General features: G+C 62.1%; 21 protein-coding genes. 5 read left to right on the top strand and 16 right to left on the bottom strand.

The genetic code is table 11. From position 1 onward, the window contains the following. Positions 1-6 precede the first annotated feature (6 nt). Together BM321_RS05840 and BM321_RS05845 are read right to left on the bottom strand one after the other, a co-directional pair. Positions 7-774: a coniferyl-alcohol dehydrogenase gene (locus BM321_RS05840; RefSeq protein WP_092441855.1), complete on the bottom strand. Its 768-nt coding sequence runs from the start codon at positions 772-774 to the stop codon at positions 7-9. Between the two features lie 45 nt (positions 775-819). Continuing rightward, entirely contained in the window at positions 820-2,292 is a 1,473-nt protein-coding gene (locus tag BM321_RS05845) for a benzaldehyde dehydrogenase (RefSeq protein WP_092441856.1), read from the bottom strand. 287 nt (positions 2,293-2,579) lie between these two features. Between BM321_RS05845 and BM321_RS05850 the strand changes: the two genes are divergently transcribed. Next, positions 2,580-4,355 (top strand): sigma-54-dependent Fis family transcriptional regulator, encoded by a 1,776-nt coding sequence (locus BM321_RS05850; RefSeq protein ID WP_092441857.1) that lies wholly within the window; start codon positions 2,580-2,582, stop codon positions 4,353-4,355. Between the two features lie 611 nt (positions 4,356-4,966). On the opposite strand, the gene BM321_RS05860 is transcribed toward BM321_RS05850, so the two are convergent. Further along, a complete protein-coding gene (locus BM321_RS05860; protein WP_092441859.1) occupies positions 4,967-5,887 on the bottom strand; it encodes an AraC family transcriptional regulator in 921 nt (306 codons plus the stop codon). 254 nt (positions 5,888-6,141) lie between these two features. Here BM321_RS05860 and BM321_RS05865 point away from each other — a divergent pair, with 254 nt between their 5' ends. Further along, entirely contained in the window at positions 6,142-6,915 is a 774-nt protein-coding gene (locus BM321_RS05865) for an L-iditol 2-dehydrogenase (protein ID WP_092441860.1), read from the top strand. 194 nt (positions 6,916-7,109) lie between these two features. Then, a complete protein-coding gene (locus BM321_RS05870) occupies positions 7,110-7,961 on the top strand; it encodes a CAP domain-containing protein (RefSeq protein ID WP_092441861.1) in 852 nt (283 codons plus the stop codon). Positions 7,962-8,203: 242 nt separating this feature from the next. Here the strand turns inward: BM321_RS05870 and mqo are convergent, their stop codons facing one another. The 11 genes from mqo to pedF form a co-directional block, all read right to left on the bottom strand. After that, positions 8,204-9,847 carry a malate dehydrogenase (quinone) gene (gene mqo, locus BM321_RS05875; RefSeq protein ID WP_092441862.1) on the bottom strand — a complete coding sequence of 548 codons (1,644 nt, stop codon included), beginning with the start codon at positions 9,845-9,847 and terminating at the stop codon, positions 8,204-8,206. A gap of 404 nt (positions 9,848-10,251) precedes the next feature. Continuing rightward, entirely contained in the window at positions 10,252-11,643 is a 1,392-nt protein-coding gene (locus tag BM321_RS05880) for a hybrid sensor histidine kinase/response regulator (RefSeq protein ID WP_092326315.1), read from the bottom strand. Continuing rightward, positions 11,627-12,784, bottom strand: a complete 1,158-nt coding sequence (gene ercA / locus BM321_RS05885) for an alcohol dehydrogenase-like regulatory protein ErcA (protein WP_092164851.1) — start codon at positions 12,782-12,784, stop codon at positions 11,627-11,629. The genes BM321_RS05880 and ercA overlap by 17 nt, the downstream gene beginning before the upstream one ends. A gap of 132 nt (positions 12,785-12,916) precedes the next feature. Continuing rightward, positions 12,917-12,988 carry a pyrroloquinoline quinone precursor peptide PqqA gene (gene pqqA / locus BM321_RS05890; protein WP_003243383.1) on the bottom strand — a complete coding sequence of 24 codons (72 nt, stop codon included), beginning with the start codon at positions 12,986-12,988 and terminating at the stop codon, positions 12,917-12,919. Between the two features lie 256 nt (positions 12,989-13,244). Then, the gene (locus BM321_RS05895) at positions 13,245-14,765 is read right to left on the bottom strand and encodes an acetaldehyde dehydrogenase ExaC (RefSeq protein ID WP_092441863.1); all 1,521 of its coding nucleotides are present in this window, start codon (positions 14,763-14,765) and stop codon (positions 13,245-13,247) included. 268 nt (positions 14,766-15,033) lie between these two features. After that, positions 15,034-16,809, bottom strand: coding sequence for a PQQ-dependent methanol/ethanol family dehydrogenase (locus BM321_RS05900; protein ID WP_092200638.1), 1,776 nt, complete (start codon positions 16,807-16,809; stop codon positions 15,034-15,036). Between the two features lie 236 nt (positions 16,810-17,045). Further along, positions 17,046-18,131, bottom strand: coding sequence for an RHS repeat-associated core domain-containing protein (locus BM321_RS05905; protein WP_092441864.1), 1,086 nt, complete (start codon positions 18,129-18,131; stop codon positions 17,046-17,048). A 253-nt stretch (positions 18,132-18,384) separates the two neighbouring features. Then, positions 18,385-19,323, bottom strand: coding sequence for a quinoprotein relay system zinc metallohydrolase 1 (locus BM321_RS05910; protein WP_092441865.1), 939 nt, complete (start codon positions 19,321-19,323; stop codon positions 18,385-18,387). Positions 19,324-19,339: 16 nt separating this feature from the next. Further along, on the bottom strand, positions 19,340-20,110 hold the full coding sequence (locus BM321_RS05915) for a quinoprotein dehydrogenase-associated SoxYZ-like carrier (RefSeq protein ID WP_092441866.1): 771 nt from the start codon (positions 20,108-20,110) through the stop codon (positions 19,340-19,342). Between the two features lie 10 nt (positions 20,111-20,120). Then, positions 20,121-20,996: a substrate-binding periplasmic protein gene (locus tag BM321_RS05920; protein ID WP_092441867.1), complete on the bottom strand. Its 876-nt coding sequence runs from the start codon at positions 20,994-20,996 to the stop codon at positions 20,121-20,123. Positions 20,997-21,001: 5 nt separating this feature from the next. Further along, positions 21,002-21,463: a cytochrome c-550 PedF gene (pedF, locus tag BM321_RS05925; protein ID WP_092441868.1), complete on the bottom strand. Its 462-nt coding sequence runs from the start codon at positions 21,461-21,463 to the stop codon at positions 21,002-21,004. A 253-nt stretch (positions 21,464-21,716) separates the two neighbouring features. Here pedF and exaA point away from each other — a divergent pair, with 253 nt between their 5' ends. Beyond that, complete coding sequence (gene exaA / locus BM321_RS05930) at positions 21,717-23,582, top strand: quinoprotein ethanol dehydrogenase (RefSeq protein WP_092441869.1); 1,866 nt, start codon at positions 21,717-21,719, stop codon at positions 23,580-23,582. 243 nt (positions 23,583-23,825) lie between these two features. Continuing rightward, positions 23,826-24,470 carry a pentapeptide repeat-containing protein gene (locus tag BM321_RS05935; protein WP_092441870.1) on the top strand — a complete coding sequence of 215 codons (645 nt, stop codon included), beginning with the start codon at positions 23,826-23,828 and terminating at the stop codon, positions 24,468-24,470. A gap of 182 nt (positions 24,471-24,652) precedes the next feature. Here the strand turns inward: BM321_RS05935 and BM321_RS05940 are convergent, their stop codons facing one another. Continuing rightward, positions 24,653-25,291: a response regulator gene (locus BM321_RS05940; RefSeq protein WP_092441871.1), complete on the bottom strand. Its 639-nt coding sequence runs from the start codon at positions 25,289-25,291 to the stop codon at positions 24,653-24,655. After that, the gene (locus BM321_RS05945) at positions 25,269-26,543 is read right to left on the bottom strand and encodes a HAMP domain-containing sensor histidine kinase (RefSeq protein ID WP_092441872.1); all 1,275 of its coding nucleotides are present in this window, start codon (positions 26,541-26,543) and stop codon (positions 25,269-25,271) included. The genes BM321_RS05940 and BM321_RS05945 overlap by 23 nt, the downstream gene beginning before the upstream one ends. Positions 26,544-26,548 lie beyond the last annotated feature (5 nt).

Raw genomic sequence — 26,548 nt, forward strand, 5'->3', positions numbered from 1 at the left:
GCAGCGCTATACGTAGGTCGCCGCCAGCCCGCCGTCCACCGGCAGGTTGACGCCGTTGACCCAGCGCGCGGCGTCAGAACAGAGGAACGCGATCACTGCCGCCACCTCGTCGGCCAGGGCCGGGCGCTTCATGCGATGGCTGTCCTGCGCCACTCTTTCCTCGCCGAGCATGCTGACGAAATCCCCGAGGATCGGGGTGAAGACCGGCCCGGGTGCCACACAGTTGACCCGCACCGAATGCTCGGCAAACCATTGCTGCGACTTCTGATACGTCCAGACGATCAGCGCTTCCTTGAAGTACTGGTAACAGGTGGTCTGGTCCACCGGATTGGCCGCGAGCCACTGCTGCCCTGCCCCGTAGCTCTCGGCGGCGGCCAGCGCCTTGTGCAGCGCCAGCCGTTCCGGCCATTGCCCCCCCAGGATCGAGGCGACGTTGACGATGCTGCTGCCGGGCACCATGCGTGGCAGCACGGACTCGGTGAGATGGCGCAGCCCCAGGTAATTGACCTTCGCCACCGCTTGCACCGGCGCGGTTCCCGGTACGCCGGCGACGTTGCATAGCCCGTCGATCTGCTGCGGTAGTCGCGCCACCAAGGCATCGATGCTTTCCGGATCGCCAAGGTCGGCCTGGAAAAAGCCATCCACGGTCAGTTGCGGTTCATGGCGATCGACGCCAATCACCCGGGCGCCCTGGAAACGCGCCAGGCGCGCCAGTTCCGCACCGATGCCGGAGGCCACGCCTGTGACGACCAGGGTTTTGTTGTGCAGGTTCATGTTCAAGCCCTCTTATTGTTGTGTAGGCATATCGAAAGAACGACGTCAGAACGGATAGATCGGCGCAGTATTCTTCACGGTGACCCATTGCCACTGCGTGTATTCATCCCAATCCGCCGGGCCGCCAACGCTGCCGCCGTTACCCGAGGCGCCGCGCCCGCCGAACGGATTGACGCATTCATCGGCGACGGTCTGGTCATTGATGTGCAGCATGCCGCATTGCAACCGCTCACCGATGGCCATGGCCCGGCCCACGGACGGAGAAATGATCGCCGCCGCCAAACCGTATTCGGTGCGATTGGCCAATTCGATGGCTTCGTCATCGGTGGCGAAGCTGACCACCGTGGCCACCGGACCGAAGACCTCCTCGTCGAAGGCGCGCATGCCCGGCTTCACACCGCTGAGCACCGTGGCCTGGTAGAACAGCCGATCGTGATCGCCGCCGGTCTCCAGCCGGGCCCCGGCGAGCACGGTGTCGCTGACGATGTCGTGCACCCGTTGCAACTGCCGCTGATTGATCAGTGGCCCCATGGCGGCTTCTTCCCGAGCGGCGTTGCCGAGGGTCATGGCCTGGGCCTTTTCCACCAGTTTGCGGGTCAGCTCGGCGGCGATGGACTCATGGGCGAGGATCAATCCGGTGGCCATGCAAATCTGCCCTTGGTGCAGCCAGGCGCCCCAGGCCGCGTTCCGGGCCGCGAGGTCGAGATCGGCGTCTTCGAGAATGATCAGTGGGTTCTTGCCGCCCAGCTCCAGGGCGACCTTCTTCAGGTTGCGCCCGGCCACTTCAGCGACCTTGCGACCGGCGCCGGTGGAACCGGTGAAGGCGATCATGCGCACATTAGGGTCGCGGCACAGCGCTTCCCCGGCCTCCGCCGCGCCGGGCAACACGTGCAGCAAGCCCTTGGGCAGGCCTGCCACTTCGAACAACCGGGCGATGAGAAAACCGCCACTCACCGGGGTCTGCGGATCCGGCTTGAGCACCACCGCGTTGCCCGCCGCCAGGGCCGGCGCGACAGAGCGCATGGACAGCACCAGAGGGAAGTTGAAGGGCGAAATCACCCCGACCACGCCATGGGGCTGGCGCCGCGCATAGGACAAGCGCCCTGCCTCGCTGGGCAGCACCACCCCATGGGCCTGGGACAGCAGACCGGCGGCCTGATGCAACAGCACAATGGCTTCGCGCACTTCATGCTGCCCCTTGAACAGCGCGGCACCGGTCTCCCGGGCCACGTACAGCGCCAGTTCGTCGAAGGACTGCTCGGCCACGTCGGCGGCCTTGCGGAAAATCGCCGCCCGTTGCCGCGGGCCCAGCGCCGCCCACGCCGGCTGCGCCAGGGCGGCGTCGCGACTGGCCTTGGCGATGTCGGCGGCATCGGCCATGGCACAGCGCATCAGCCGTTCACCGGTGGCCGGCTCGATGATCGATTGCAGCGGGCCCGAGGCAGGCACCCAATCACCGTTGAAGACACATTCCGATTCGATCACCTGGGACAGCAGGTGGCTTTTGGGTGCAGACATTTAACACTCCCGGCTCTTTTGTTTTTGTCATCGTTTGCCGCACCTGGAAGGTATCGACGCAAACGCCGTGCAAGTGCTTGAGCAAGCGCTGTGCCGATTTTTGCCCGCGGGCCTTGATAAACCTGGCGCAAGGCTCTGGCTCAAGGCTCTTCGCCAGGAATGACGCACAGGGTGCCTCCACCGACCTGGCCGCTGGCCAGCTGTCGCTTGTTCATTTGATAAGGTTATGCTTAATAACCATCTCGTCAGGTGATCATTTCGATCACCCCGTCATCAGGGGCATAACAATGAATAATCCCCACTGCCAGTTGCCGGATCACCGGATCGCCACCGAGCATTTCCATCCACGGGGTGATAGCAACGAGTTGAGCGACAGCAGTTCGCCCACGCCGGCAGAGCTCACCGCCTGCCTGTTTTTCTCCCCCGACGATGGTCGCATCTGGCTCAACGACCAGCGCATGTTGCTGCTGCACGGTTCCTCCTTCGGTGCATTGCGCCGGGAAATCATCGAACGCCAGGGGCTGGAGCAGGCCCGAGGCATGCTCACCCGCACCGGTTATTCCTCCGGCGCCCGCGACGCCCGGCTGATTCGCGAGCGCTGGCCCCACGCCGATGCCGCGGCGGTGTTTCGCGCCGGCACGCATCTGCATACCCTCGAGGGCATGACCAAGGTCGAGCCGCTGCATTTCAAGTTCGACGCCGACTCGGGGTTCTATGAGGGGGAATTTCTCTGGCATCACTCCTGCGAGGCCGACGAGCATGTCGCCGCCTACGGCACTGGGCAGGATCCGGTGTGCTGGACCGAACTGGGCTACGCCATCGGTTTCGTCAGCGGGCTGTTCGGGCAACTGGTGGTCTTTCGCGAAGTGGAATGCCGGGGCATGGGCCACGAACGCTGCCGAGTCGTCGGCAAGACCGCTGAACAATGGGGTGACATCGAGCAGGACCTGAATTACCTCAACGCCTCACCGCCGACCGTCGTCGCCCGCGCCGACATTCAGTCCGACAGCGTGGCCGGAACGGTCCCGTTGCCGGACAGCGAACAGCCACTGATCGGTGCCAGCGCCGCCTTCAACGCCGCGACCCAGGCTTTGCAACGGGTGGCCTTGACCCCTGCCACCGTGCTGGTCAGCGGCGAATCCGGCGTGGGCAAGGAGATGTTCGCCCGCCAGTTGCACCAATTGAGTCGCCGACGCGAGGGGCCGTTCATCGCCCTCAACTGCGCGGCCATCCCCGACAACCTGATCGAGGCTGAACTGTTCGGCGTCGAGCGCGGAGCCTATACCGGCGCCACCCATTCACGCCCCGGACGTTTCGAGCGCGCCCACGGTGGCACGTTGTTCCTGGATGAGATCACCTGCCTGAGCCTGGCCGGGCAAAGCAAGTTGCTGCGCGCCTTGCAGGAGCGGGAAGTCGAACGGGTCGGCGGCGGCCATGGCATCAAGGTCGATGTGCGCGTCGTGGCGGCCACCAACATCGACTTGCGCAAGGCCGTGGCGGACGGCGCGTTCCGTGAAGACCTGTTCTACCGGCTCAACGTCTACCCCATCGCCCTGCCCCCCTTGCGCGAGCGCCGCGATGACATACCGTTGCTGATCAACGCCTTTCTCACGCGTTTTTGCCAGGAATACGGCCGCACGCCGATGGGCCTGACCATGCGCGCCTTGAAAGTGCTGTTGCGCTATGACTTTCCGGGCAACGTGCGGGAATTGCAGAACCTCATCGAACGGGGCCTGATCGCCAGCGAAGAAGGCCAGGCCATTGACCTGGTCCACCTGTTTCGCAATGAGCAATTGCCAATGGACGCCTACTCCGTGGACCACCTTGGCGGCCTCTCGCCGATGGGCCTGGCCGCCAACGATGCCGCGGAAAAACCGGCGCTGCTCCAGTCCCTCAGCCAACTGGACTCGGACTTCTCCATTGACGGCCTGGAATCACGCCTGATCAACGAAGCCCTGCAACTGAGCAGCGGCAACCTCGCAGCCGCCGCACGCTCGTTGGGGCTGAGCCGGGCGCAGTTCGCGTATCGCTTGAAGAAGCATCAAAAAGGTGTTCCGGGCTAAACACCGAACCTGGGAGATGCTGCAAAGGCTCGTCTTGGGCCGCTTCGCGACCCAGCGGGAGCAAGCTCCCTCGCCACGGGTGTGTCGACGGCCTTAAATAAACAACATTACCTGTGGGAGCGAGCTTGCTCGCGATGGCGGTGGGCCAGCGGCATTGAAGTTGAATGTGCCGTCGTCATCGCGAGCAAGCTCGCTCCCACAAGGATCCGTGGTGTTCCTTGCTCCACGCCCACCGTCAAACCCCCTGTGGGAGCAAGCTTGCTCGCGATGGCGGTGGATCAGCGGCATTGGAGTTGAATGTGCCGTCTTCATCGCGAGCAAGCTCGCTCCCACAATGGATCGGTGGTGTTCCTTGCTCCCACGCCCACCGTCAATCCCCCTGTGGGAGCTGGGCTTGCTCGCGATGGCGGTGGGTCAGCTGCATTAAAGTTGAATGTGCCGTCGTCATCGCGAGCAAGCTCGGCTCCCACAATGGATCGGTGGTGTTCCTTGCATCCGCGTCCACCGCCAATCCCCCTGTGGGAGCGAGCTTGCTCGCGATGGCGGTGGGTCAGTTGGCATTGATATTGGCTGTGTTGACGTCATCGCGAGCAAGCTCGCTCTCACAGGGGTTACCGGGTGGCGGCTCCGTCAAGCAGGGCTAAAGCGCCCCGTCGATACTCGCTGGGGGTCTGGTTCATCTCGATGCGGAAATGCCGGTTGAAGTTGGACAGGTTGTTATAGCCCACTTCAAAGCAGATGTCGGTTACCGGCATCTCACTCTGCAACAGCAAACGGCAGGCGCGCTGGACCCGCAGCTTGCGCATCAAGTCGATGAAGCCGTGTCCGGTGATGCGCTTGAAGAACCGCGAGAAGCCCGGCTCGCTCATGTCCAATTGGCGGGCGATCACCGACAGGCGCAGGTCGCCGGTGAGTTCAGCTTGCAGGTACTCGAAGGCTTTATGGATGCGCTCGGAACTGCGCGCATCCAGGGTCGGCGCATAGCAAGGGCTCGCCAGGCTCAGGGCCTCATCGCCAGGAGCTTGGTTGAGGATGTGGAGCAGCTCGAGGAACAGCGTCAATCGCGCCAGTCCCTGGGCCGGGCCGATGGCTTCCAGCAGGTGCGCGGCCTGCTGCGCCGTATTGCCACTGAAGGCCAGGCCACGGCGAGCGCGTTCGAACAGCCCTTGCAGGTCCCCCAGTTCAGGCAAGGTGCGACGCAAGGCCAGCAACGTGGCACCGTCGAATTGCAACACCACGTCGCGCCTGGCCAAATGCTCTTCCGGCGCCAGGTCGCCCATCCAATCGTGGGGCAAGTCCGGACCGATCATCGCCACATGGCCTGGGCCAAACGGGCCAATGTAATCGCCCGCCAACAGTTTGCCGCTGCCCTGGCGGATCAAATGGATTTCAAATTCAGGATGATGGTTCCAGCGCGCCAGCGGGTACGGGTAGTCATGCTCGTACCAGCGAAAACTGTGGTCGGGCTCGGGCAGGATGACTTCCAGTTCGGCCGGTCGCTGCTCGAACAGGGGCGTTCGGTGATCAGGCATGTCGCGCCTCTTTTATCGTTATAGCGGGCACCTTACGCCGAGTGTGCAGCGCTTCGCCAGCCTCGGCCCGCCCGTCCACCGATACTTTTTTAACCCGGGCTGGAGACACCGGCGCAGGTTAAAAAAGTACCACCTCACCATCCTGCGCGGGTTTGTCGGTTTCCAACGGCACTGCTGTAATCGACCTGCCATCGCCATTTGGCGAGTGCGACGCTGATTACCCTCTGATGCCATTGCAGCAAGGACCAAGCCCCATGAAACGACTGGAAGGAAAAAGTGCCCTGGTGACCGGCGCCGCCCGGGGTATCGGCAGGGCGTTTGCCCAGGCCTACATCGACGAAGGCGCCACGGTGGCGATTGCCGATATCGACCTTGAGCGCGCCCAAGCCACCGCCGCCGAATTGGGCGACAGCGCCTACGCGGTCAAAATGGACGTAACCGACCAAGCGTCCATCGACCAGGCCATCGCGGCCGTGGTGGCCCGGGCGGGCAAGCTGGATATCCTGATCAACAACGCCGCGCTGTTCGACCTGGCGCCCATCGTGGACATCACCCGTCAGAGCTACGAGCGGCTGTTTTCCATCAACGTCGCCGGCACGCTGTTCACGCTACAGGCGGCGGCGCGGCAGATGATCCGCCAGGGCCACGGCGGGCGGATCATCAACATGGCCAGCCAGGCCGGCCGACGTGGCGAGGCCCTGGTGGCGGTCTATTGCGCCACCAAGGCAGCGGTGATCAGCCTGACCCAGTCCGCCGGGCTGGATCTGATCAAACATCGGATCAACGTCAACGCCATCGCCCCCGGCGTGGTGGACGGCGAGCATTGGGATGGCGTGGACGCGCTGTTCGCCCATCACGAAAACCTGCCGCCGGGGGAAAAGAAGCGCCAGGTCGGGCAGCAGGTGCCCTATGGCCGGATGGGCACTGCGCAGGACCTCACCGGAATGGCGATTTTCCTGGCCTCGGCGGAGAGCGAATACGTGGTGGCGCAGACGTATAACGTCGATGGTGGTAACTGGATGAGCTAATAATCCGGGTTTTTATGGCCTTGAAACGACGCAAATGGACCTATTCGCTTAAAAATTGATCCCACTACTTGAGGATTGTCCCGAACGGTACCCGACGGTGCCGTTCCAAGGGATTTCAAGAGAGCGTGAATACCGTTGCCCCAGCGGGGCAAAAATTGCGCATCATAGGCGCCGTCCGCTCAAGGGAGATTTACATGCGTGCCATTTCATCCGTCATGGGTCTTGTCGTGCTGTCGCTGGGCCTGGTCTTCGCTACCAGCGCCACGGCCACCGAAGAGACACAACTGGTCGAGTCCATCAATCTTTACCGCAGCCAATCCCAAAGCTGTGCCGGCCAGGCCTCGCTGGAGTTGCCGCCGCTGGCCATGGACTCCCGGCTGATCCTGTCGGCCAATGGCATCGGCGATCTGCAACAGGCGCTGGCGCGGGCGGCCTATCCCATGGTCAATGTGCAAGCCATCAGCCTGTCCGGGCCGCGCGATGCACAATCGGCCATGAAAGCCGTGCAGGAAAGCTTCTGCCAGGTGGTGCTCGACCCGCAGTTCGTCGACATCGGCGTCAGCCGCCTGGATCGCGAATGGCGCATCGTGCTGGCGCGCCCGTTGCTGTCGGCGCGCCTGGGTGATTGGCAAGCCGAAGGCCAGAAACTGCTGAAACTGATCAACAGCGCCCGCGCCCAACCACGTCGCTGCGGCACCGAAGCCTTCGCCGCCACCACGCCCCTGGCCTGGAACACCACCTTGGCCCTGGCCGCCGTCACTCACACCCGGGCCATGGCCAACAACAATTTCTTCGACCATAAGGATCGTGACAACCGCATGCCGGGCGACCGCGCTGAACTGGCGGGTTATCAGGGCCAATTGATCGGCGAGAACATCGCGGCCGGACAAGACACCGCGCTCAAGGTCGTAGACGGCTGGCTGGCCAGCCCGGGGCACTGCGCCAACCTGATGAACCCGCAGTTCCGCGAATTGGGCGCCGGGTATGCGACCGATCCGAAAAGCGATGCGGGGATCTATTGGACGGCGATGTTTGGCACCCAGTAGTACCGGCGCCATCGCGAGCAGGCTCGCTCCCACAAGCGATGCGGCGAATACAACATTTTCGATCAATGATGGCCTATGTGGGAGCGAGCTTGCTCGCGATTAGCGGTGGCACATTCAACATTTTCTGTTCAGGTAAATCGCCATCGCGAGCAAGCTGCTCCCACAGGGTTAACCGAGCCCCCAAAAAAAAACGCCGCTCAAAATGAGCGGCGTTTTTTTTGCCTCACCAGACAGTGCCCGGTTTACAGCGCCATGTCAGCCGCTGGGTTGGCCTCACGGGCCTCAGCTGGCTTGGCCGGTGCCGCAGGGGCGCCTGGCTTGCCGATTGCCGGTGGCGGGTCCAGTTGCAGGACCTCGCTGGTGTAGGCCCATTCCTGGGCGACACGCTCTGGGCTATCGTTGAGCTTGGTGCCGTAACTCGGCACGATCTGGCGCAGTTTTTCCTGCCAGGCCGGGCTGGCGACCTTGTCCTTGAAGACCTTCTCAAGCACGGTCAGCATGATCGGTGCAGCGGTCGAGGCGCCAGGCGAAGCACCCAGCAGGCCGGCGATGCTGCCGTCCTGGGAGGCAACCACTTCGGTGCCGAGCTTCAGGACGCCGCCCTTCTCTTCGTCACGCTTGATGACCTGCACGCGCTGGCCGGCCTGCCACAGGCGCCAGTCTTCCTGCTTGGCTTCCGGGAAGTATTCTTTCAGGGCGTTGAAGCGATCTTCATCCGACAGCATCAGCTGGCCAGCCAGGTATTCGACCAGTGGATACTGTTCGATACCGACCTTGGTCATCGGCCACATGTTGTGGGTGGTGGTGCTGGTCAGCAGGTCGAAGTACGAGCCGTTCTTCAGGAACTTGGTGGAGAACGTTGCGAACGGGCCAAACAGGATCACGCGCTTGCCATCGAGCACACGGGTGTCCAGGTGTGGAACCGACATCGGCGGTGCGCCCACCGAAGCCTTGCCGTACGCCTTCGCCAAGTGCAGCTGGGCAACGGTCGGGTTTTCGGTGACCAGGAACGAACCACCCACCGGGAAACCTGCGTATTCACGGGCTTCCGGGATGTCGGACTTCTGCAGCAGGTGCAACGCACCGCCACCGGCGCCGATGAACACGAACTTGGCATCGGTCTCGGTTTCGGTACCGTCTTTCAGGTTCTTGTACGAAACGCGCCAGGTGCCGTCTTCGTTGCGGGTGATGTCTTCCACTTCGCTGGACAGCTTGAGGGAGAAGTTCGGCTTGGTTTGCAGGTAGGCCGCGAATTGACGAGTGATTTCGCCGAAGTTCACGTCAGTACCCAGGGGACTCCAGGTGGCCGCGACTTTCTGGCTCGGGTCACGCCCTTGCATCATCAGCGGAACCCACTTGCTGATCTGCTCGCGATCTTCGGAATACTGCATGCCGGCGAACAACGGGCTGGCCTGGAGGGCTTCGTAGCGCTTCTTCAGGAACGCGATGTTCTCGTCGCCCCACAAAAAACTCATGTGCGGCGTGGAGTTGATGAACGAGCGCGGGTTCTTCAGCACACCGTTCTTGACCTGCCAGGACCAGAACTGGCGGGAGATCTGGAAGGCTTCGTTGATTTCGATGGCCTTGGAGATATCGACCTTGCCGTTCTTGTCTTCCGGCGTGTAGTTCAGTTCAGCCAGCGCAGAGTGACCGGTACCGGCATTGTTCCAGCCGTTGGAACTCTCTTCGGCAACACCGTCCAGGCGCTCGACCATTTCCATGGTCCAGCCCGGCTCCAGCTCATTGAGCCAGACGCCGAGTGTCGAGCTCATGATGCCCCCGCCGATGAGCAAGACATCCACTTTTTTTGGCTCGGCGGCGTGCGTGGTCGCAAGACCCATCGCCATCGCCAGGCCCAGTAGCGCCGTGTGTGTTTTCTTCAACATGTGTGTATCCCTAGGATGGAACGCCATTCCGCCCTCCGGTTCTGTTCAAGGATAAACCACGCCCATGGCCAGCGACGCCAGCACGGTGGTTATCGAGAAAAACCGGAAGATGGACCTACAGGGCCGAGCAATGCGTCGGCCTCACATTTATGTCTCTCCGGCGCTGACTTCTTGTAGGTCTTGGCTTCAGCTGGGTGAGGGACACTGCAAAACGGTCGTCATCGGGCGCGGCGTGGCCGTGCCCGATTGTCGCAGCGGGGGGAGTTTACATAATGAAATAACTAGACCGAAGCCCCTTTTTTACATTCCTGACAAAAACACTGGGTAAACAAGGGCATTTTGATGGCTCCGCCTGACGTTTAACCGGCAACGGAGCCACAGCCACCTTGGTGTTCAGAGATATTTCAGGAAGCCGATGGAGATCGTTCCCCAAGCATCTGACTCAACACCGCCCGCAACTTGCCCGGCTTGACCGGTTTGTTGAGCAGCGGTGCATCCAGCTTGCGCAAGGCACGGCGGCACTGGTCGCTGCGGTCGGCGGTGATGATCACCGCCGGAATCGCCTGGCGGAAATGCTCGCGCAGGTGCTTGACCACTTCACAACCCACGACACCATGATCCAGGTGGAAATCCGCCAGGATCAGCTCCGGCGCACGGCCTTGCAGCACGTCAAGGGCCCCCGCCTCATCGGTGGCGGTCAACACGTCGCAGCCCCATTGTCCCAACAGCGCGGCCATGCTTTGCAGGATGCTCAGCTCATTGTCGATCACCAACAAGCGCCGCCCCGGCAGTGGGTTGCCGGCGACCGGCTGTACCGGGGCCAGCGACACGGGCAGTGGTTTTTCACTGGACAGCGGCACCTCGATACTGAACACCGAGCCGCGTCCCGGCCGCGAACGCACCTGCACCCGGTAGCCGAGGATATGGGCGATGCGTTCGACAATCGCCAACCCCAGGCCCACACCTTTGCGATCCGCCGCCCGGCCGACGTCCAGTTGGTTGAATTCGAGGAAAATCGACTCCAGGCAATCGGCGGCGATCCCCCGCCCTGTGTCCCAGACTTCCAGGCTCAGGCGCCCTCCCCGGCGTCGGGCCGCCAGGAGAATGCCGCCTTGGTCGGTGTAGCGGCAGGCGTTGCTCAGCAGGTTGCGCAGGATACGGCTGATCAATCGCAGGTCAGTCAGCACCGCTTCGTCGCCAAACCGCACTCGCAGCTCCAACCCGGCGGCATCGGCCACCGATTGAAACTCCGACACCAGCGGCCCCAGCAACTCATCCAGCCGATACGGCGCCAGGTCGGGTTTGACGGCGGCCTGATCCAGCCGGGAAATGTCCAGCAGGTCGGTGAGCAGGTCTTCGGCGCCTTCGAGTGCCTGGTGGGTGCGTTCGACCAGCACGTGCTCGGCGGCAGGCAGTTCGCGTTCACGCAACGTGGCGATCAACAGGCGGGCCGCGTTGAGAGGCTGCAACAGATCATGGCTGGCGGCGGCCAGGTATTTGTCCTTGCTGCGGTTGGCGGCCTGGGCGACGTCCCGGGCATCGCGCAATTGCTGTTCTACCCGTTCGCGCTGGGCAATCTGCTGCTGCAGGTTGTGGTTGGCCTCCAACAGCGCATCGGTGCGCTCGGCCACCCGCTGCTCCAGTTGGTCGTTGAGCTGTTGCAGGTGTCGCCGGGCCTGTTCCAGCTCGTCGAGGCGCGCCGTCAGTTCCGGATAATGACTCTTGCGCGTCGAGTGATTGCCCAGCCCCAGCAGCCCCTCCAAGGCTTTTTGCTGCTCGTCAGAGGGCTTCGCCATAGACGACCTCGACATCCCGCTGGCTCGACTCCCGAGGATTGGTGAGGATGCACGGATCGTGCATCGCATGTTGCGACAGGAACGGGATGTCCGAGGTGCTCACGCCGTGCAGGCCCAGGGTCTCGTGGAAACCGATGGTGTGCTTGAGGGCAATCAGGTGCTCCACCAGGCGGGTGCGGATCTGCCGGTGGTTGAGCCCCCGGCAATCGATGCCCAGGGTCTCGGCAATCACCTTGAAACGCTCCGGTGCCGAGTTGTAGTTGAACGCCACCACGTGCTCCACCAGTACCGCGTTGCACAGGCCATGGGGCAAATCGAGGAACCCGCCCAGGCTGTGGGACATCGCGTGCACGGCCCCGAGGATCGCGTTGGAGAACGCCAGCCCGGCCTGCATGCTGCCCAGCATGATTTTTTCCCGCAGGGCGATGTCCGCCGGGTTGGCGATCATCTGCACCAGGTTGCCATTGATCAGGCGCATGGCTTCCAGGGCATGGGGGTCGGTCAACGGGCCGTGACCGGTGGACACGAACGCCTCGATGGCATGCACCAGCGCATCGATGCCGGTACAGGCGGACAGGAACGGGTCCATGCTCAGGGTCGTTTCCGGGTCGATCAGCGACACGTCCGGTACCGCCGCCTTGCTGACGATGGAGAACTTCATGCGTTCTTGCTGGTTGGAGATGATCACGAATTGCGACACATCAGCCGACGTCCCCGCCGTGGTGGGGATCAGGATCAGCGGCGGGCTGGGCACGTTCAGGGTGTCGACGCCTTCGAACTCGAGGATATTGCGGCCGTGGGCAACGACGATGCCGATGCCTTTGCCGCAATCCATCGGGCTGCCACCGCCCACCGCGACGATGACATCGCAATGGTTTTCCCGGTACAGGTCGGCCCCGAGCATCACTTCCTCGACCCGTGGATTGGGCGAGACCGCGCTGTAGAGGCAGTAATCGATACCTTGGGCCTGGAGACTGGCTTCGACGTCCGCCACCCAACCGGCGGCGATGACCCCGGGATCGGTGACGATCAGCACTTTGCGTGCCCCGAAGGTCTTGGCGTAGTTGCCGACATTGTGCCGACAACCGGCACCGAACATGATTTCAGGAGAAACGAACTTGCGCAGCGGGCTGAGGCTCATCTTTTCAGTTACGTGGCTCATCGGTAAGCCTGTTGTTATTGTCAGGGGATACCTTGAGCCTAAAGCATCCCGCTGTGAATGCAATCAGACCAATGGGTAGCCCGGCCTGAATGTTCCAGGCCGGGCCAGTACTCATCGGTTGGCGAAGTACATCGTCACCTCAAAGCCGATACGCAGGTCGGTGTACGCGGGTTTAGTCCACATGGGTCTTTCCTCTTCTTGTACCGGGCCATTCCGGCAAGGTCATTAATGCACGCCACGCCTGGGGCTCGAATGCTACTTTCGAAGCGGTGGGTGGGGTGCGTTGGTAGCACAGGCCATTCGATCGTTCCCGCGCTCTGCGTGGGAATGCCTCAACGGACGCTCCGCGTTCGGCTTTTTGGGACGCGGAGCGTCCCGGGCTGCATGCCCACGCAGAGCGTGGGAACGATCAACTCTGCGTGGGACGATCCCCCGTAGGTTAGAAGAACCCCAACGGATTGATGTCGTAGCTCACCAGCAGGTTCTTGGTCTGCTGGTAATGGTCGAGCATCATCTTGTGGGTTTCACGCCCCACGCCGGACTTCTTGTAGCCACCGAACGCGGCATGGGCCGGGTACAGGTGGTAGCAGTTGGTCCAGACGCGACCGGCCTTGATCGCCCGGCCCATGCGGTAGGCGCGGTTGATGTCGCGGGTCCACAGGCCGGCGCCGAGGCCGAACTCGGTGTCGTTGGCGATCGCCAGGGCTTCGGCTTCATCCTTGAAGGTGGTCACGCCCACCACCGGGCCAAAGATCTCTTCCTGGAACACACGCATTTTGTTGTGCCCCTTGAGCAAGGTCGGCTGGATGTAGTAACCGCTCGACAAGTCACCTTCCAGGTGCTCGGCCGCACCACCGGTCAACAATTCGGCCCCCTCTTCCCGGGCGATCTCCAGGTAGGAAAGGATCTTGTCGTATTGCTGCTGCGAAGCCTGGGCACCGACCATGGTCTCGGTATCCAGTGGGTTGCCACGCTTGATCTTGGCGATTTTCTTCATCACCTCAGCCATGAATGGTACATAGATCGACTCCTGCACCAGCGCCCGCGACGGGCAGGTGCAGACTTCGCCCTGGTTGAAGAACGCCAGTACCAGGCCTTCGGCGGCCTTTTCGATGAAGGCCGGCTCGGCCTGCATGATGTCTTCGAAGAAGATGTTCGGCGACTTGCCGCCCAATTCCACAGTCGACGGGATGATGTTCTCGGCGGCGCATTTCATGATGTGCGAGCCCACCGGGGTGGAACCGGTGAAGGCGATCTTGGCGATGCGCTTGCTGGTGGCCAGGGCTTCGCCGGCTTCGCGACCGAAACCATGGACGATGTTCAACACACCGGCCGGCAGCAGATCAGCGATCAGTTCGATGAACACGGTGATCGACAGCGGCGTCTGCTCCGCCGGCTTGAGCACCACGCAGTTACCGGCGGCCAGGGCCGGGGCGAGTTTCCAGGCGGCCATCAGCAGCGGGAAGTTCCACGGGATGATCTGCCCGACCACGCCCAGCGGTTCATGGAAGTGATAGGCCGTGGTCAGTTCGTTGATCTCGGCGGCCCCGCCCTCCTGGGCGCGAATGCAGCCGGCGAAGTAACGGAAATGATCGGCCGACAGCGGCACGTCGGCATTGAGGGTTTCGCGTACAGCCTTGCCGTTGTCCCAGGTTTCTGCAACGGCGAGGACTTCCAGGTATTGCTCGATGCGGTCGGCGATTTTCAACAGCACCAGGGAGCGGTCCTGCACCGAGGTCTTGCCCCAGGCGTCGGCGGCGGCATGGGCGGCATCCAGGGCCTTGTCGATGTCGGCGGCGCTGGAGCGCGGGAATTCGGCAATGACTTCGCCATTGACCGGGGACGTGTTGGTGAAGTACTCGCCGTTGACCGGCGCGACGAACTCGCCGCCGATGAAATTGCCATAGCGCGGCTTGAAGGAAACGACGGCGCCTGGGGTTCCGGGTTGTGCATAGATCATGATGGGGCCTCTGCCTGGTCGATGCCTGTCACGGGACAAGCGATAGGCCGATGGTAGAGAGCCCCGCCGGCCGGACGAATGCGTCGTTGGCAGGGGGGACTCTCGTTATTTGGTCGTAGGTTTTGCTGCGATCCGAGGATAAGCCGGGCTTTTTTGTGGGAGCGAGCTTGCTCGCGATGAGGTCGGCATCTCCAGCATGGAGGGTGCCCGATTGACCGCTATCGCGAGCAAGCTCGCTCCCACAGGTTCGCTATTTGCCAAGGTTGGCTCAGCGCTTGGCGACAAGTTCTTTGGGCAACTTGAAGGTCCAGAGCATGCCGCCCTGGTTGAAGTCCTTCACACGCTTGGCCACTTCGCCGCCCCACAGCGGTACCGCGCCGCCCCAACCGGACACCACGGAGACGTATTGCTCGCCGTCCATTTCCCAGGTGATGGGCGAGCCAAGCACACCGGAGCCGGTCTGGAATTCCCAGACCTTTTCCCCGGTCTTGGCGTTGAAGGCCTGTAGGAAGCCTTCAGGCGTGCCGGTGAAGACCAGGTTGCCCTTGGTGGTCAGCACCCCGCCCCACAGTGGCGCATAGTTCGTGTGGCGCCAGACTTCCTTGCCGGTCTTCGGATCGATGGCCCGCAGCACGCCGATGTAATCCTCGTTCAGCGGCTTGATGGTGAAGCCGGCCCCGAGGAACGCCGCACCTTTCTTGTAGGCGATGCCTTCGTTCCAGATGTCCATGCCCCATTCGTTGGACGGCACGTAGAACAGGCCAGTGTCCTGGTTGTAGGCCATGGGCATCCAGTTTTTCGCGCCGAGGAACGCCGGTGCCACGAACACCGAACTGCCCTTGGCTTCGCTGCCCGGCGCACCCGGACGGCTGGCCTCGTTGTAGATCGGCCGGCCGTCCTTGTCCAGGCCGGTGGCCCAGGTGATCTTGTCGACAAACGGGAAGCCGCGGATGAATTTACCGTTGGTGCGGTCAAGCACGTAGAAGAAGCCGTTACGGTCGGCGGTGGCTGCGGCCTTGATGTCCTTGCCGCCTTCCTTGTAGTTGAACGAGATCAGCTCGTTGACGCCGTCATAGTCCCAACCGTCGTGCGGCGTGCTCTGGAAGTGCCATTTGATGGTGCCGTCGTCCGGGTTCAGGGCCAGGCGCGACGAAGAATAGAGGTTGTCGCCAGGACGTAGGTGGGAGTTCCACGGCGCCGGGTTGCCGGTGCCAAACAGCAACAGGTTGGTTTCCGGGTCGTAGTAGCCGCCCAGCCAGGGTGCGGCACCGCCGGTTTTCCACAGATCGCCCGGCCAGGTCTTGCCCGCCTCGCCGCCGGAGATACCGTTCTCGACCGCCTTGCCATCCTTGTAGACGTAGCCCATGTGGCCTTCCACGGTCGGACGGGTCCACAGCAGTTCGCCATTCTTCGGATCATAGGCACTGATCTGGCCCACCACGCCGAACTCGCCACCGGCCACGCCGGTGATCAGCTTGCCGTTGACGATCAGCGGAGCGGCACTGATGGAATAGCCTTCCTTGTGGTCGGCGACCTTCTTGCTCCACACCACTTTGCCGGTGTCCTTGTTCAAGGCCACCAGCTTGGCGTCGAGGGTGCCGAAGAACACCAGGTCCCCATACAAGGCCACGCCGCGGTTGATCACGTCGCAGCAAGGGCGGATGTCATCGGGCAAGCGGGCGTCGTACTGCCACAGTTTCTTACCGGTGCGCGCATCCACGGCAAACACCCGCGAGTAGGAACCGGTGAGGTACATCACCCCGTCCTTGATCATCGGCTGGGCCTGCTGGCCGCGCTGCTTTTCACCGCCGAAGGAGAACGCCCAGACCGGACGCAGGTCCTTGACGTTGCTGACGTTGAGCGTGTCGAGCGGGCTGTAGCGCTGGCCCTGGACGCCCAGGCCATTGGTCACAATCTGCTCGGGGTTCTTCGGATCCTGGAGAATTTCCTGATCGGTCACGGCTGCAAGGGCCGAACCGGACAGCAGCATGGCACTGAGCAGCAGGCTCACGGCGAAGGGTTGGCGACGTGCGGGATGACTCATGACGGCTACCTCTGCGGTTTTTGTTATACCCGGGAAATTTTCCCGGTCTGTCGCAGATTCTTAGGCTCTGGGCCGCTGGCAACAATTGCCCGCTGTGTTGAGTTTTCTAGTTCCTTGGTACATAGCGAACCTCGCCCAGTGACGAGGTGGATTATTCCGCCCGCATGGGAAATGTGCCTAGTCCTTAATAGCCGCAAACTGTACCGGCAGCATTTAATCCGGCCGCACGCCGAATATCAACGACCTGCTGAGTAGTCATTTTCATTACCGTACCTCATATATTTATTTCTGATTCGATCCCTTTTACTTATTAACAAAGACATCTCATCAGTACGAACTGACGCCAACCTTTTTCCATATGCAGACTTTAATTCCGGATCAAGGTGCCTACCCAAATGAGGAACTAAACGCTGAGAAGGTAATTCATGACTGGGTAATGCACCCAAGTATTCAAACAGGGGGCGATGTTTTGCTGGATCGAGCATCCTATCGTCAGTCATGAGTTTTGAAATATAGCCATCATCCGCATGGGAATTTTTAAAGCTATATTTATTTGCTGCTGCCATAGAGGGTTCCTGAAGATTATGACCTATAGACAGGGTAATTTCGTCCGCCCGCCAAAGTCCATTCTCAGCTCTAACAGCCAAATCAGCAATCTCACTGTTTAATTTTGCTACACGAGAATAGGCTTTCTTCCCCACTTGAGCCGGGACCCACCTTCTTGTCCATGCCTCATGACCTAAGTGCGTTGGTCTTAACCCGACTTGCCTAAGTATCCAGCCTATGATAGGAAACCCTCCTGTCGGATCGATTTTATTTATTGGATCACCCAAGCAATACATATAAGTATTCACGCCACCTCGTCCAAATGGACTCAACTTATCCGGACTGTTAAAACGCATCAACACTGGATTAAACGTCCGATATCCATTACCCAACAAGTAATGCCCGGTCACCAGATCCGCTCGCTCGCCGTTGAAACCCAGCAAATTGGTCAAACCATTTTCAGTAAGACGATGGCCGTAAGGTGAATAGGCGATGGGTTGTCGTTGATTGTTCTCACCGAGCGTGTGCAACACCGACCGCTGGCAATCGGTTATCAGCAGCCTTGTATCAAGCTTATCGCTGTGACTCTGTTGCGCGAGTAGCTGGTCATCGTGTTGGAATATTGAATTTTTTATCGTGCCTTGAATCTCTGTAACCAGGCGTTTTTTACAGTAGAAACGCTGAAATTCAGGCTCATCCGGTAGCGTATGGCCGATCAATCGGTCAAGCGGGTCATAATGATATCGACAGAGCAACGGTTCGTATCTGGTAGGCATGGGATGACACTCTCGTAAGCCTTGACTTGCACCAGAAGGGTATTCGATAGCGGCATCAGGCGACTACTAACAGAACTGTTAGGTGAGCGAATTGGAACACCGCGCTTTTGGATGCTTCAGGCAGTTGCGCAGCCCTGCGGGAGCAAGCCTTCATGAAAAAAATCACAACCTGCTGATTTTAAAAAAATTCTGCTAAACACAGTTCGGCAATGTGATCTCAGTTAGGCGAGCACCTCGCCACAGGGATGTGTCTTCAGCCTGGGTCATGGGCATCCACCCGCGTCATCACCGCCCGCTCATAACGTGGATAGAGATGACTGACACTACGGATCAACTCATACCGACTCAGGCTGATCCCGGCGAAGCGCTCGGGGATGGGGCTGCGGATCATCTCGGCCATGTCCTCGCCCCGGGCCGCGCCGTCGCGCATCAGTTGGTCGAGCCAGCCCAGGTAATCGCGCATCTGCGCAAAGGGTTGGGCGTCGTTCGCGACCGGGCCGTGGCCGGGCACGATCTGTTTCCAGGGCAAGGCCTGCAGGGTGTCGAGGTCCTGGAGCCAGACCTCCAGCCCTGGGCTGTTAGGGGTGGTCAGGGCCCGTTCGTAGAACACCAGGTCGCCGGCGAACAATACACCGGTGGTTTCGTCGAGGATTGCCAGGTCGGCCCCGGTATGCCCGGCCACTTGCAGCAGTCGCAACGCGTGATTGCCCACCTTGAGCACACCGGGCGTCAACATTTGGCTGGGCAGTACCACTTCGGTGCCGCGCATCCAGTCGCCCACCAGGCGGTACATGTTTTCCGCCATGGCATCGCCCTGCTGCCGCAACAAGTCCGTGGTCCCCGCCAAGGCACCGATGGGCACGTCGCTGAACGCCTGGTTGCCCAATACGTGGTCGGGGTGATGGTGGGTCAGCAGGACCTGGATGACCGGCTTGTCGGTGGTCGTCGCAATGGCCTGGCGCAGCGCCTCGCCGTAGCGTTTCGACGGCCCGGTGTCGATCACCACCACACCGGCATCGGTGACGATGAAGCCGGTATTGACGATGTTGCCGCCGTTGGCCTTGGCAAAGTTCTCGGTGCTGCCTTCCAGCAGCCAGGTGCCTTCGGCGATCTGCCGGGGCTTGAGTGAGTAGTCCGTACCGGCCCAGGCTGGCCCGTTCAGGCACATGACAATCAGCAGCAACCAACGCATGGCGCGCTCCTTGTGGTCAGGGGATCACCGCCTCGAACGCGTTGCCGCTGTTGTCGCGCAGTACCAGGCGGGTCTGTCCGGGGCCTTGGATATCGAAGCCCAGGTTGGGGTTTTCGCTGACCGCCGGAAACAGCTCCAGGCGCGCCAGCACTTGGCCGTCGGCGTCCAGCAGTTTGGCCTGGTTGAGGAAGAATTCGGGGATGCCACTCACCAGGCCGTTATCCATCGGATGGGCCACCTGCACGCGCAGGCGGCTGGTGTCACCACGAGGAAAACGCCGCCCCAGAACTTCGCCAAGGTGCTCTTCCCAGCCTGGCTGGGTGCGCACCACGCTGGGCGCGGTACAGCCACCCCCGGCCGCGTCGATCAGAGTCGAGCCGACGTGCCACAGACCGTCCCGGGTCTGCACGGCGGCCCGCAGTGGCGTGGCCTGTTCGATACGAATGCGGATCGACAACCACGGCAGCACCCGCTCCCCCGGTTGGAAGTCGACGATTTTCGGCAACGGATTCAATTCGGCCCAGGCCAGCACCCGCACGACGTCGCCGGCGAAGGCCCGGGCATCGATTTCCAGCGGCACCTGGCGTGCATCCTCGGCGAAGGGCGGCGCCAGCAACCGCACCCGGTCATCGAACACGAATGGCGCATCACCCAACAGTTGCTTGTGGTAGAAAGCCCACATCACCGAGGGCACCGGATCCTCGCCGGGCTCGACCGCCGCCTGGGCCATCAACGACAGGCCACACCACAGCAGACAACAGCCCAAGCGATAAGCACGCCATTTCATCCCTGTGCTCCTATTGGTACATCTCGGGCACTTCGTAACGCAGGCCGTAATGGGCGTAGACAGCCTTGACGCTGCCATCGCGGATCAAGCCTTCCAGCGCCTCTTCCACCGCATAGGCCAACTGACGGTTGCTTTCATGCACCGCCATGCCGATTTCCCAGCGTTGCTTGCCCATGTTCGGATAGGCATTCTCCGCCAGTGCCAGTTGCGGATCGGCCGCCTCATGCACTTGCCAGTCGATTTCCCCGCGCATGGCCATGACCGCGTCGACCTCGCCAGCCTGCATGGCCTTGAAGGCCTGGCTGACACCAGGGTAATGGCGGGTCTTGGCGCTGAGCATGCCGTTGAACACCGAAGTCAGGTAGAACGACGGCACGCTGTCGACTTCCACCCCGATAGGGTGCTGCTGGAACACCGCGACGCTGCCCACCGAATCCAGCCGGCGGCGGTCATACGCCACCTGCCAGCACTCCTGCTGATAAGGCCCGAACATCACCACCTGGGCGTTTTCCAGCTCACCGATGTCGTTGCGCTTTTGCACGTAGTCGTGATCGTACGGCACACGCATCATCAAGTCGGCCAATTGCCGGTCATGCAGCGGGCTGCTGCGCCAGATGTAATCACGCAGATCGTCATCGAGCTTCTCGCCGGGCGGCGCCCACATCAGCTTCAGGCGCACGCCCAGGGCCTTGGCCAAGGCCTGGGCCAGTTCGACGTCGACGCCCCTGGGCTGGCCCTGGTCTTCGAAGCTGTAGGGGGCGAAGTCCTTGTAGACCGCCACCTTCAGTTCCCCGGCGGCAATCATCTGGTCGTAACTGCGCACCTGGGCCTGAACTGCCTGGGCACCCAGCAACACGCAGCAGATGACCCAGGCGAACCAGCGCATGGCAATCACTCCTCGACGTGCACGCTGTCAAGATAAGTGCGCACCGCCCATAAGGCTTCCTGGCTCAGGTAATCGGCCATTTTTGGCATGTAGACCCGACCGTCGCGCACCGCGCCGTGGCGCACGCGCTCGACGAACCATTCGTCTCCGGCTTCAGCGGCGTCCAACATGCGCAGGTCCGGGGCGATCCCGCCGGACTTGGCTTCCAGGCCGTGGCACGCGGCGCAGTTCTGGTTGTAGGCCGAGGCGCCGATTTCCACGGCCCGATCATGCTCGGACGAGGTGCGATAGGGGTTTACCGTCGCCCAGCCGTCGCCGTCCACGGCCACCCCGGTGTCTTTGATCGGGGTCAGTCCCTTGGTTTCCACTGCCTGGGGCACTACGTTGCCGTGGGCCCACGCGGAGCCTGCGCCGATCAGCCCCATCAGCAATGCGGTAGCGATGATGGCGTTGCATTTTGTTGTCATTGTTATGCCCTCTGGATTGCACGCAAGACCTCTGTGAAGAAGCCGTGCCGTCATCTTAGGAACCCTGGGGCGCCACCCGAATGCTGCTTTGGTGGCCGGGGTCTAGTCCCTTGGTAGCAGGCCATCCGACGCAAGTCGCAAAGACAGGCGGTTCGGGAAGTCTTCCCGGCAAGAGCGGGACTTTTTCCGTATCGGCCAGGCACCGGCGCGACCCAACCTAGTCAGGCCAAAACCTTCACTGGGAACTGCCACCATGAGAATAAAAACGCTACCCGCCCTTTCCACCCTGACTGTTGCCTTGCTGCTGGCCGGCAGTCTGTCGCTGAGCCCCTTGGCCAACGCCGCGACGCCAGGGGTCAGTTGGGAAGACATTGCCAACGACCACCTGACCACTCAGGACGTGCTGCAGTACGGCATGGGCACCAACGCCCAACGCTGGAGCCCGCTGGCCCAGGTCAACGACAAGAACGTCTTCAAGCTGACCCCGGCCTGGTCCTACTCATTCGGTGACGAAAAGCAGCGCGGCCAGGAGTCCCAGGCCATCGTCAGCGACGGCGTGGTCTACGTCACCGGCTCGTATTCGCGGGTATTCGCCCTCGACGCCAGGACCGGCAAACGCCTGTGGACCTACAACCACCGGCTGCCGGACAACATTCGCCCATGCTGCGATGTGGTCAACCGCGGCGCGGCGATCTATGGCGACAAGATCTACTTCGGCACCCTGGACGCGCGCGTGGTCGCCCTGGATAAAAACACCGGCAAGGTGGTGTGGAACAAGAAGTTCGGCGACCACGCCGGCGGCTACACCATGACCGGCGCTCCGGTGCTGATCAAAGACAAGACCAGCGGCAAGGTGCTGCTGATCCACGGCAGCTCCGGCGACGAGTTCGGTGTGGTCGGGCAATTGTTCGCCCGCGACCCGGAAACCGGCGAAGAAGTCTGGATGCGCCCGTTCGTCGAAGGCCACATGGGCCGCCTCAACGGCAAGGACAGCACCCCGACCGGCGACGTCAAGGCGCCCTCCTGGCCCGACGACAAGACCACCGAAACCGGCAAGGTCGAAGCCTGGAGTCATGGCGGCGGCGCACCTTGGCAGAGCGCCAGTTTCGACGCCGAGACCAACACCATCATCGTCGGCGCGGGCAACCCGGGCCCTTGGAACACCTGGGCGCGCACAGCCAAGGACGGCAACCCCCACGATTACGACAGCCTCTACACCTCGGGCCAGGTCGGTGTCGACCCAAGCACGGGCGAAGTGAAGTGGTTCTACCAACACACGCCCAACGACGCCTGGGACTTCTCCGGCAACAACGAGCTGGTGCTGTTCGACTACAAGGACAAGGATGGCAAGGTGGTCAAGGCCACCGCCCACGCCGACCGCAACGGCTTCTTCTACGTGGTGGACCGCAACAACGGCAAGCTGCAGAACGCCTTCCCCTTCGTCGACAACATCACCTGGGCCAGCCACATCGACCTGAAAACCGGCCGCCCGGTGGAAAATCCGGGCCAGCGTCCGGCCAAGCCACTGCCCGGCGAAACCAAGGGCAAGCCGGTGGAAGTCTCGCCTCCGTTCCTCGGCGGCAAGAACTGGAACCCCATGGCCTACAGCCAGGACACTGGCCTGTTCTACGTCCCCGGCAACCAGTGGAAAGAGGAGTACTGGACCGAAGAAGTGAACTACAAGAAAGGCTCGGCCTACCTGGGCATGGGTTTCCGCATCAAGCGCATGTACGACGATCACGTTGGCAGCCTGCGGGCGATGAACCCCACCACCGGCAAGGTGGTCTGGGAGCACAAGGAAGCGCTGCCGCTGTGGGCCGGCGTGCTGGCAACCAAGGGCAACCTGGTGTTCACCGGCACTGGCGACGGATTCTTCAAGGCCTTTGATGCGAAAACCGGTAAGGAGCTGTGGAAGTTCCAGACCGGCAGCGGCATTGTCTCCCCGCCCATCACCTGGGAACAGGACGGCGAGCAGTACATCGGCGTGACCGTCGGTTACGGCGGCGCCGTACCGTTGTGGGGCGGCGACATGGCCGAACTGACCAAGCCCGTGGCCCAGGGCGGGTCGTTTTGGGTGTTCAAGATTCCGAGTTGGGATAACAAGGTGGCCCGCCAATAAACCTTGTGGGAGCGGGCTTGCTCGCGATGGCGGTGGTTCAGTTGGCAATGATGTTGGATGTGCCGACGCCTTCGCGAGCAAGCCCGCTCCCACAGGGGTTGTATGGCGTGCACAGCATTCGTGTCCAACGAGATCAAATGTGGGAGCGGGCTTGCTCGCGAAAGCGATGGACCAGTTAGCGGTGATGTTGAATGTCCCACCGCTATCGCGAGCAGGCTTCCACAGCCAACCGAGTTTACTGTCATGAGACTTCTGCCTCTGCTGCTTCTGTTCATCGGCGTCCATGCCAACGCCGACGAGACCGAAACACCGCTGACCATCAACGGCTGCATCATCGCCGAAGCCAGCCAATGCCCCGGCGCCAACCTGCGTGGCGCAAAACTGGCGAACCAGGACCTGCGCAAAATGAACCTCAGCGGTGCCGACCTGCGCGACGCCGATCTGCGGCACGCGCGGCTGGACCTGGCCAACCTTGAGAAAGCCCAGCTACAGGGCGCCAACCTGACCCGCGCCAGCCTGCAACAAAGCAACCTGCGCCTGGCGGACTTCAGCGGCGCCACGCTCAAGGCGATCCAGGGCTGGGGGCTGTTCGCCCAAGGCACGCAGTTCCAACGTGCCGACCTGACCGCCGCCTACCTTCAGTTCGCCCGCTTGTCCGGCGCGCGGCTGCAGGGTGCCAACCTGCAGGCCGCTGACCTGGAAATGGCCTGGCTGAGCAAGGCCGACCTCAAGGGCGCCGACCTGCGCGACGCCAACCTGCAGGAGGCCAAGCTCGGCGAAAGCAATCTGGAACAGGCCAACCTGAGCGGCTCCCGCCAGCACTATGGAAATTTCCAGGATGCGAATATGGAAGGCTGCACCGGCTGCCCGACGTCTTGGGATCAGTGAAGTCTGCGGACACACACAACCCTGTGGCGAGGGGATTTATCCCCGTTGGGCTGCGAAGCAGCCCCTGGAGCAGCTCACTCAGTGAATCTGACACACCGAGTTGTCAGGTTTGGGGGCTGCTTCGCAGCCCAGCGGGGATAAATCCTCTCACCACAGTTGACCATCGCAGTGGAACCTGGGATTCACCCCGCCACCCGCACCACCCCAAGGTCGATCCCCAAGTGCACCAGCTCGGCATGGGAGCTGACCTGCAACTTGCTCTTGAGCAATGTCAGGTGGTTGGACACGGTCTTGGCGCTGATGCACAGCTGTTCGGCAATGGTGCGCGCCGGTGTGCCCTTGGCGAGCATGACGAAGATCTCCAGCTCCCGCTGGGTCATGCATTGCAGGCGTGGGTCGGTGTCGTGCCGGGAGCTGGCGCAGGCCAGTTGCGTGGCCAGGGACTGTTCGATGTAGGCATGGCCGGCCAGCACCCGGCGTACCGCTTCCACCAGCACCTGAGGCGCCGAGTTCTTGGTCAGGTAGCCCGCCGCACCGGCGTCCAATGCCTGGCGCACCAGCGGCAATTCGTCGTGCATGCTGAAGAACAACACCCGCAATTGTGGCAGGCGCTGGCGCAACCGGCGGGTGGTTTCCAGACCACTGATACCGGGCAGGCCGAAGTCCATGATCACCAGGTGCGGCACCTGCTCCTGCACCAGGCTCAGCGCCTCTTCACCCGTCGCCGCTTCGCGGACCTGCAGGTCCGGCATCAACGCCCGTAGCAGGCTGGCATAGCCCTGCCGAACCACCGCATGGTCATCCACCAACAAAATGTTCATCACGCCTCCAAGGCATATTCAAGGCCAGCGCCCAACCGGCGCCAGGCTGGCTGATGATGCGCAACGCCCCGCCCAGGCTGCGCGCCCGCTCGGACATCGAGTGCAAGCCCACACCGGCGCGCAATGGTTGCGTCGCACCGCGGCCGTTGTCGCGCACCAGCAAACGCAGGCGTCCGGCACGATGTTGCAGACGAATCCTTACCTGCGTGGCACCGGCATGCCGGGCAACGTTGGTGAGTGCTTCCTGCAACAAGCGATACAGGTGGGTCTTGTCCGATCCGGACATGGGCGGCAAGGGTTCGTCGATCCGCAGTTGACAGGCGATGCCCTGGCTGGCCTGCCATTGCCCGGCCAATAGCCCGATGGCCTCGCATAACGGCAAGTGCTGCAACACCACCGGGTACAAGTCATGCACCAGCGCCCGGAAACCTTGTTGCAAATGCTCGCAATGGTCTTCGAGCTGGCTGACGGTCTGCTCCAGCGCCGGCGGCTGATCCATCACCAGGCGCAACAGGCAGGCGCGGGCACGAATGCCGGCCACGTATTGGCCCAAGTCGTCGTGCAGGGTCTGGGCCAGCCGGGTGCGCTCCTGCTCCTGCACGGCCAGCAAGGCCTGGGTGAGCCGGGCGTTATCGGCCTGGGCCTCGGCCAGGGCGGCGGTCATGCGATTGAAATGCCCCGCCAGTTGCTGCGCTTCCGGCACACCTTCAATGCCCAGGCGCACCTGCAGGTTCCCGGCAGACACCTGACGCAGTGCCTGGAGCAATTCATCGAGCAAACCCATGCCCCGGCGTACCGCCCAGCGGATCACCAACAGGCTGAGCGACAGTGCCAAGGCACAGACGTACAACAGTTGCACCAACGAATCGAGAATCTCGTCGATTTCGTCCCGCGGATCGACGGCAATCCAGGCCCGTCGACCGTCAGGCAATTCCACCACCTGGGCTGCGGGGCTGTCGTCCAGTAGCTGGCGGCCGAGCCAGGCTTTCATCCCGTTTTCATCCGCGGGGAACCGTTCCCCAGGGGCCAGCCAACGGACCCGCACATGACGCAGGCTGCCGGTCAACCGCGGCTGGAGACTGGCCGGGTCGCGCTCGGCGGTTTCACGCAGGTAATGCACCACCGACTCGGCCGATTGCAATTCTCGCTTCACATCGGCCATGGCCTGGTGCAACAGCAGGACGGCAGAGGCCAGAGTGACCAGGGCGAAGAAAGCTGACACCCAGAGGTTGATGCGCCAGAGGGCTGACATGGCTA

The sequence above is a fragment of the Pseudomonas sp. NFIX10 genome (assembly GCF_900111955.1).
GTDB lineage: Bacteria > Pseudomonadota > Gammaproteobacteria > Pseudomonadales > Pseudomonadaceae > Aquipseudomonas > Aquipseudomonas fluorescens_AA.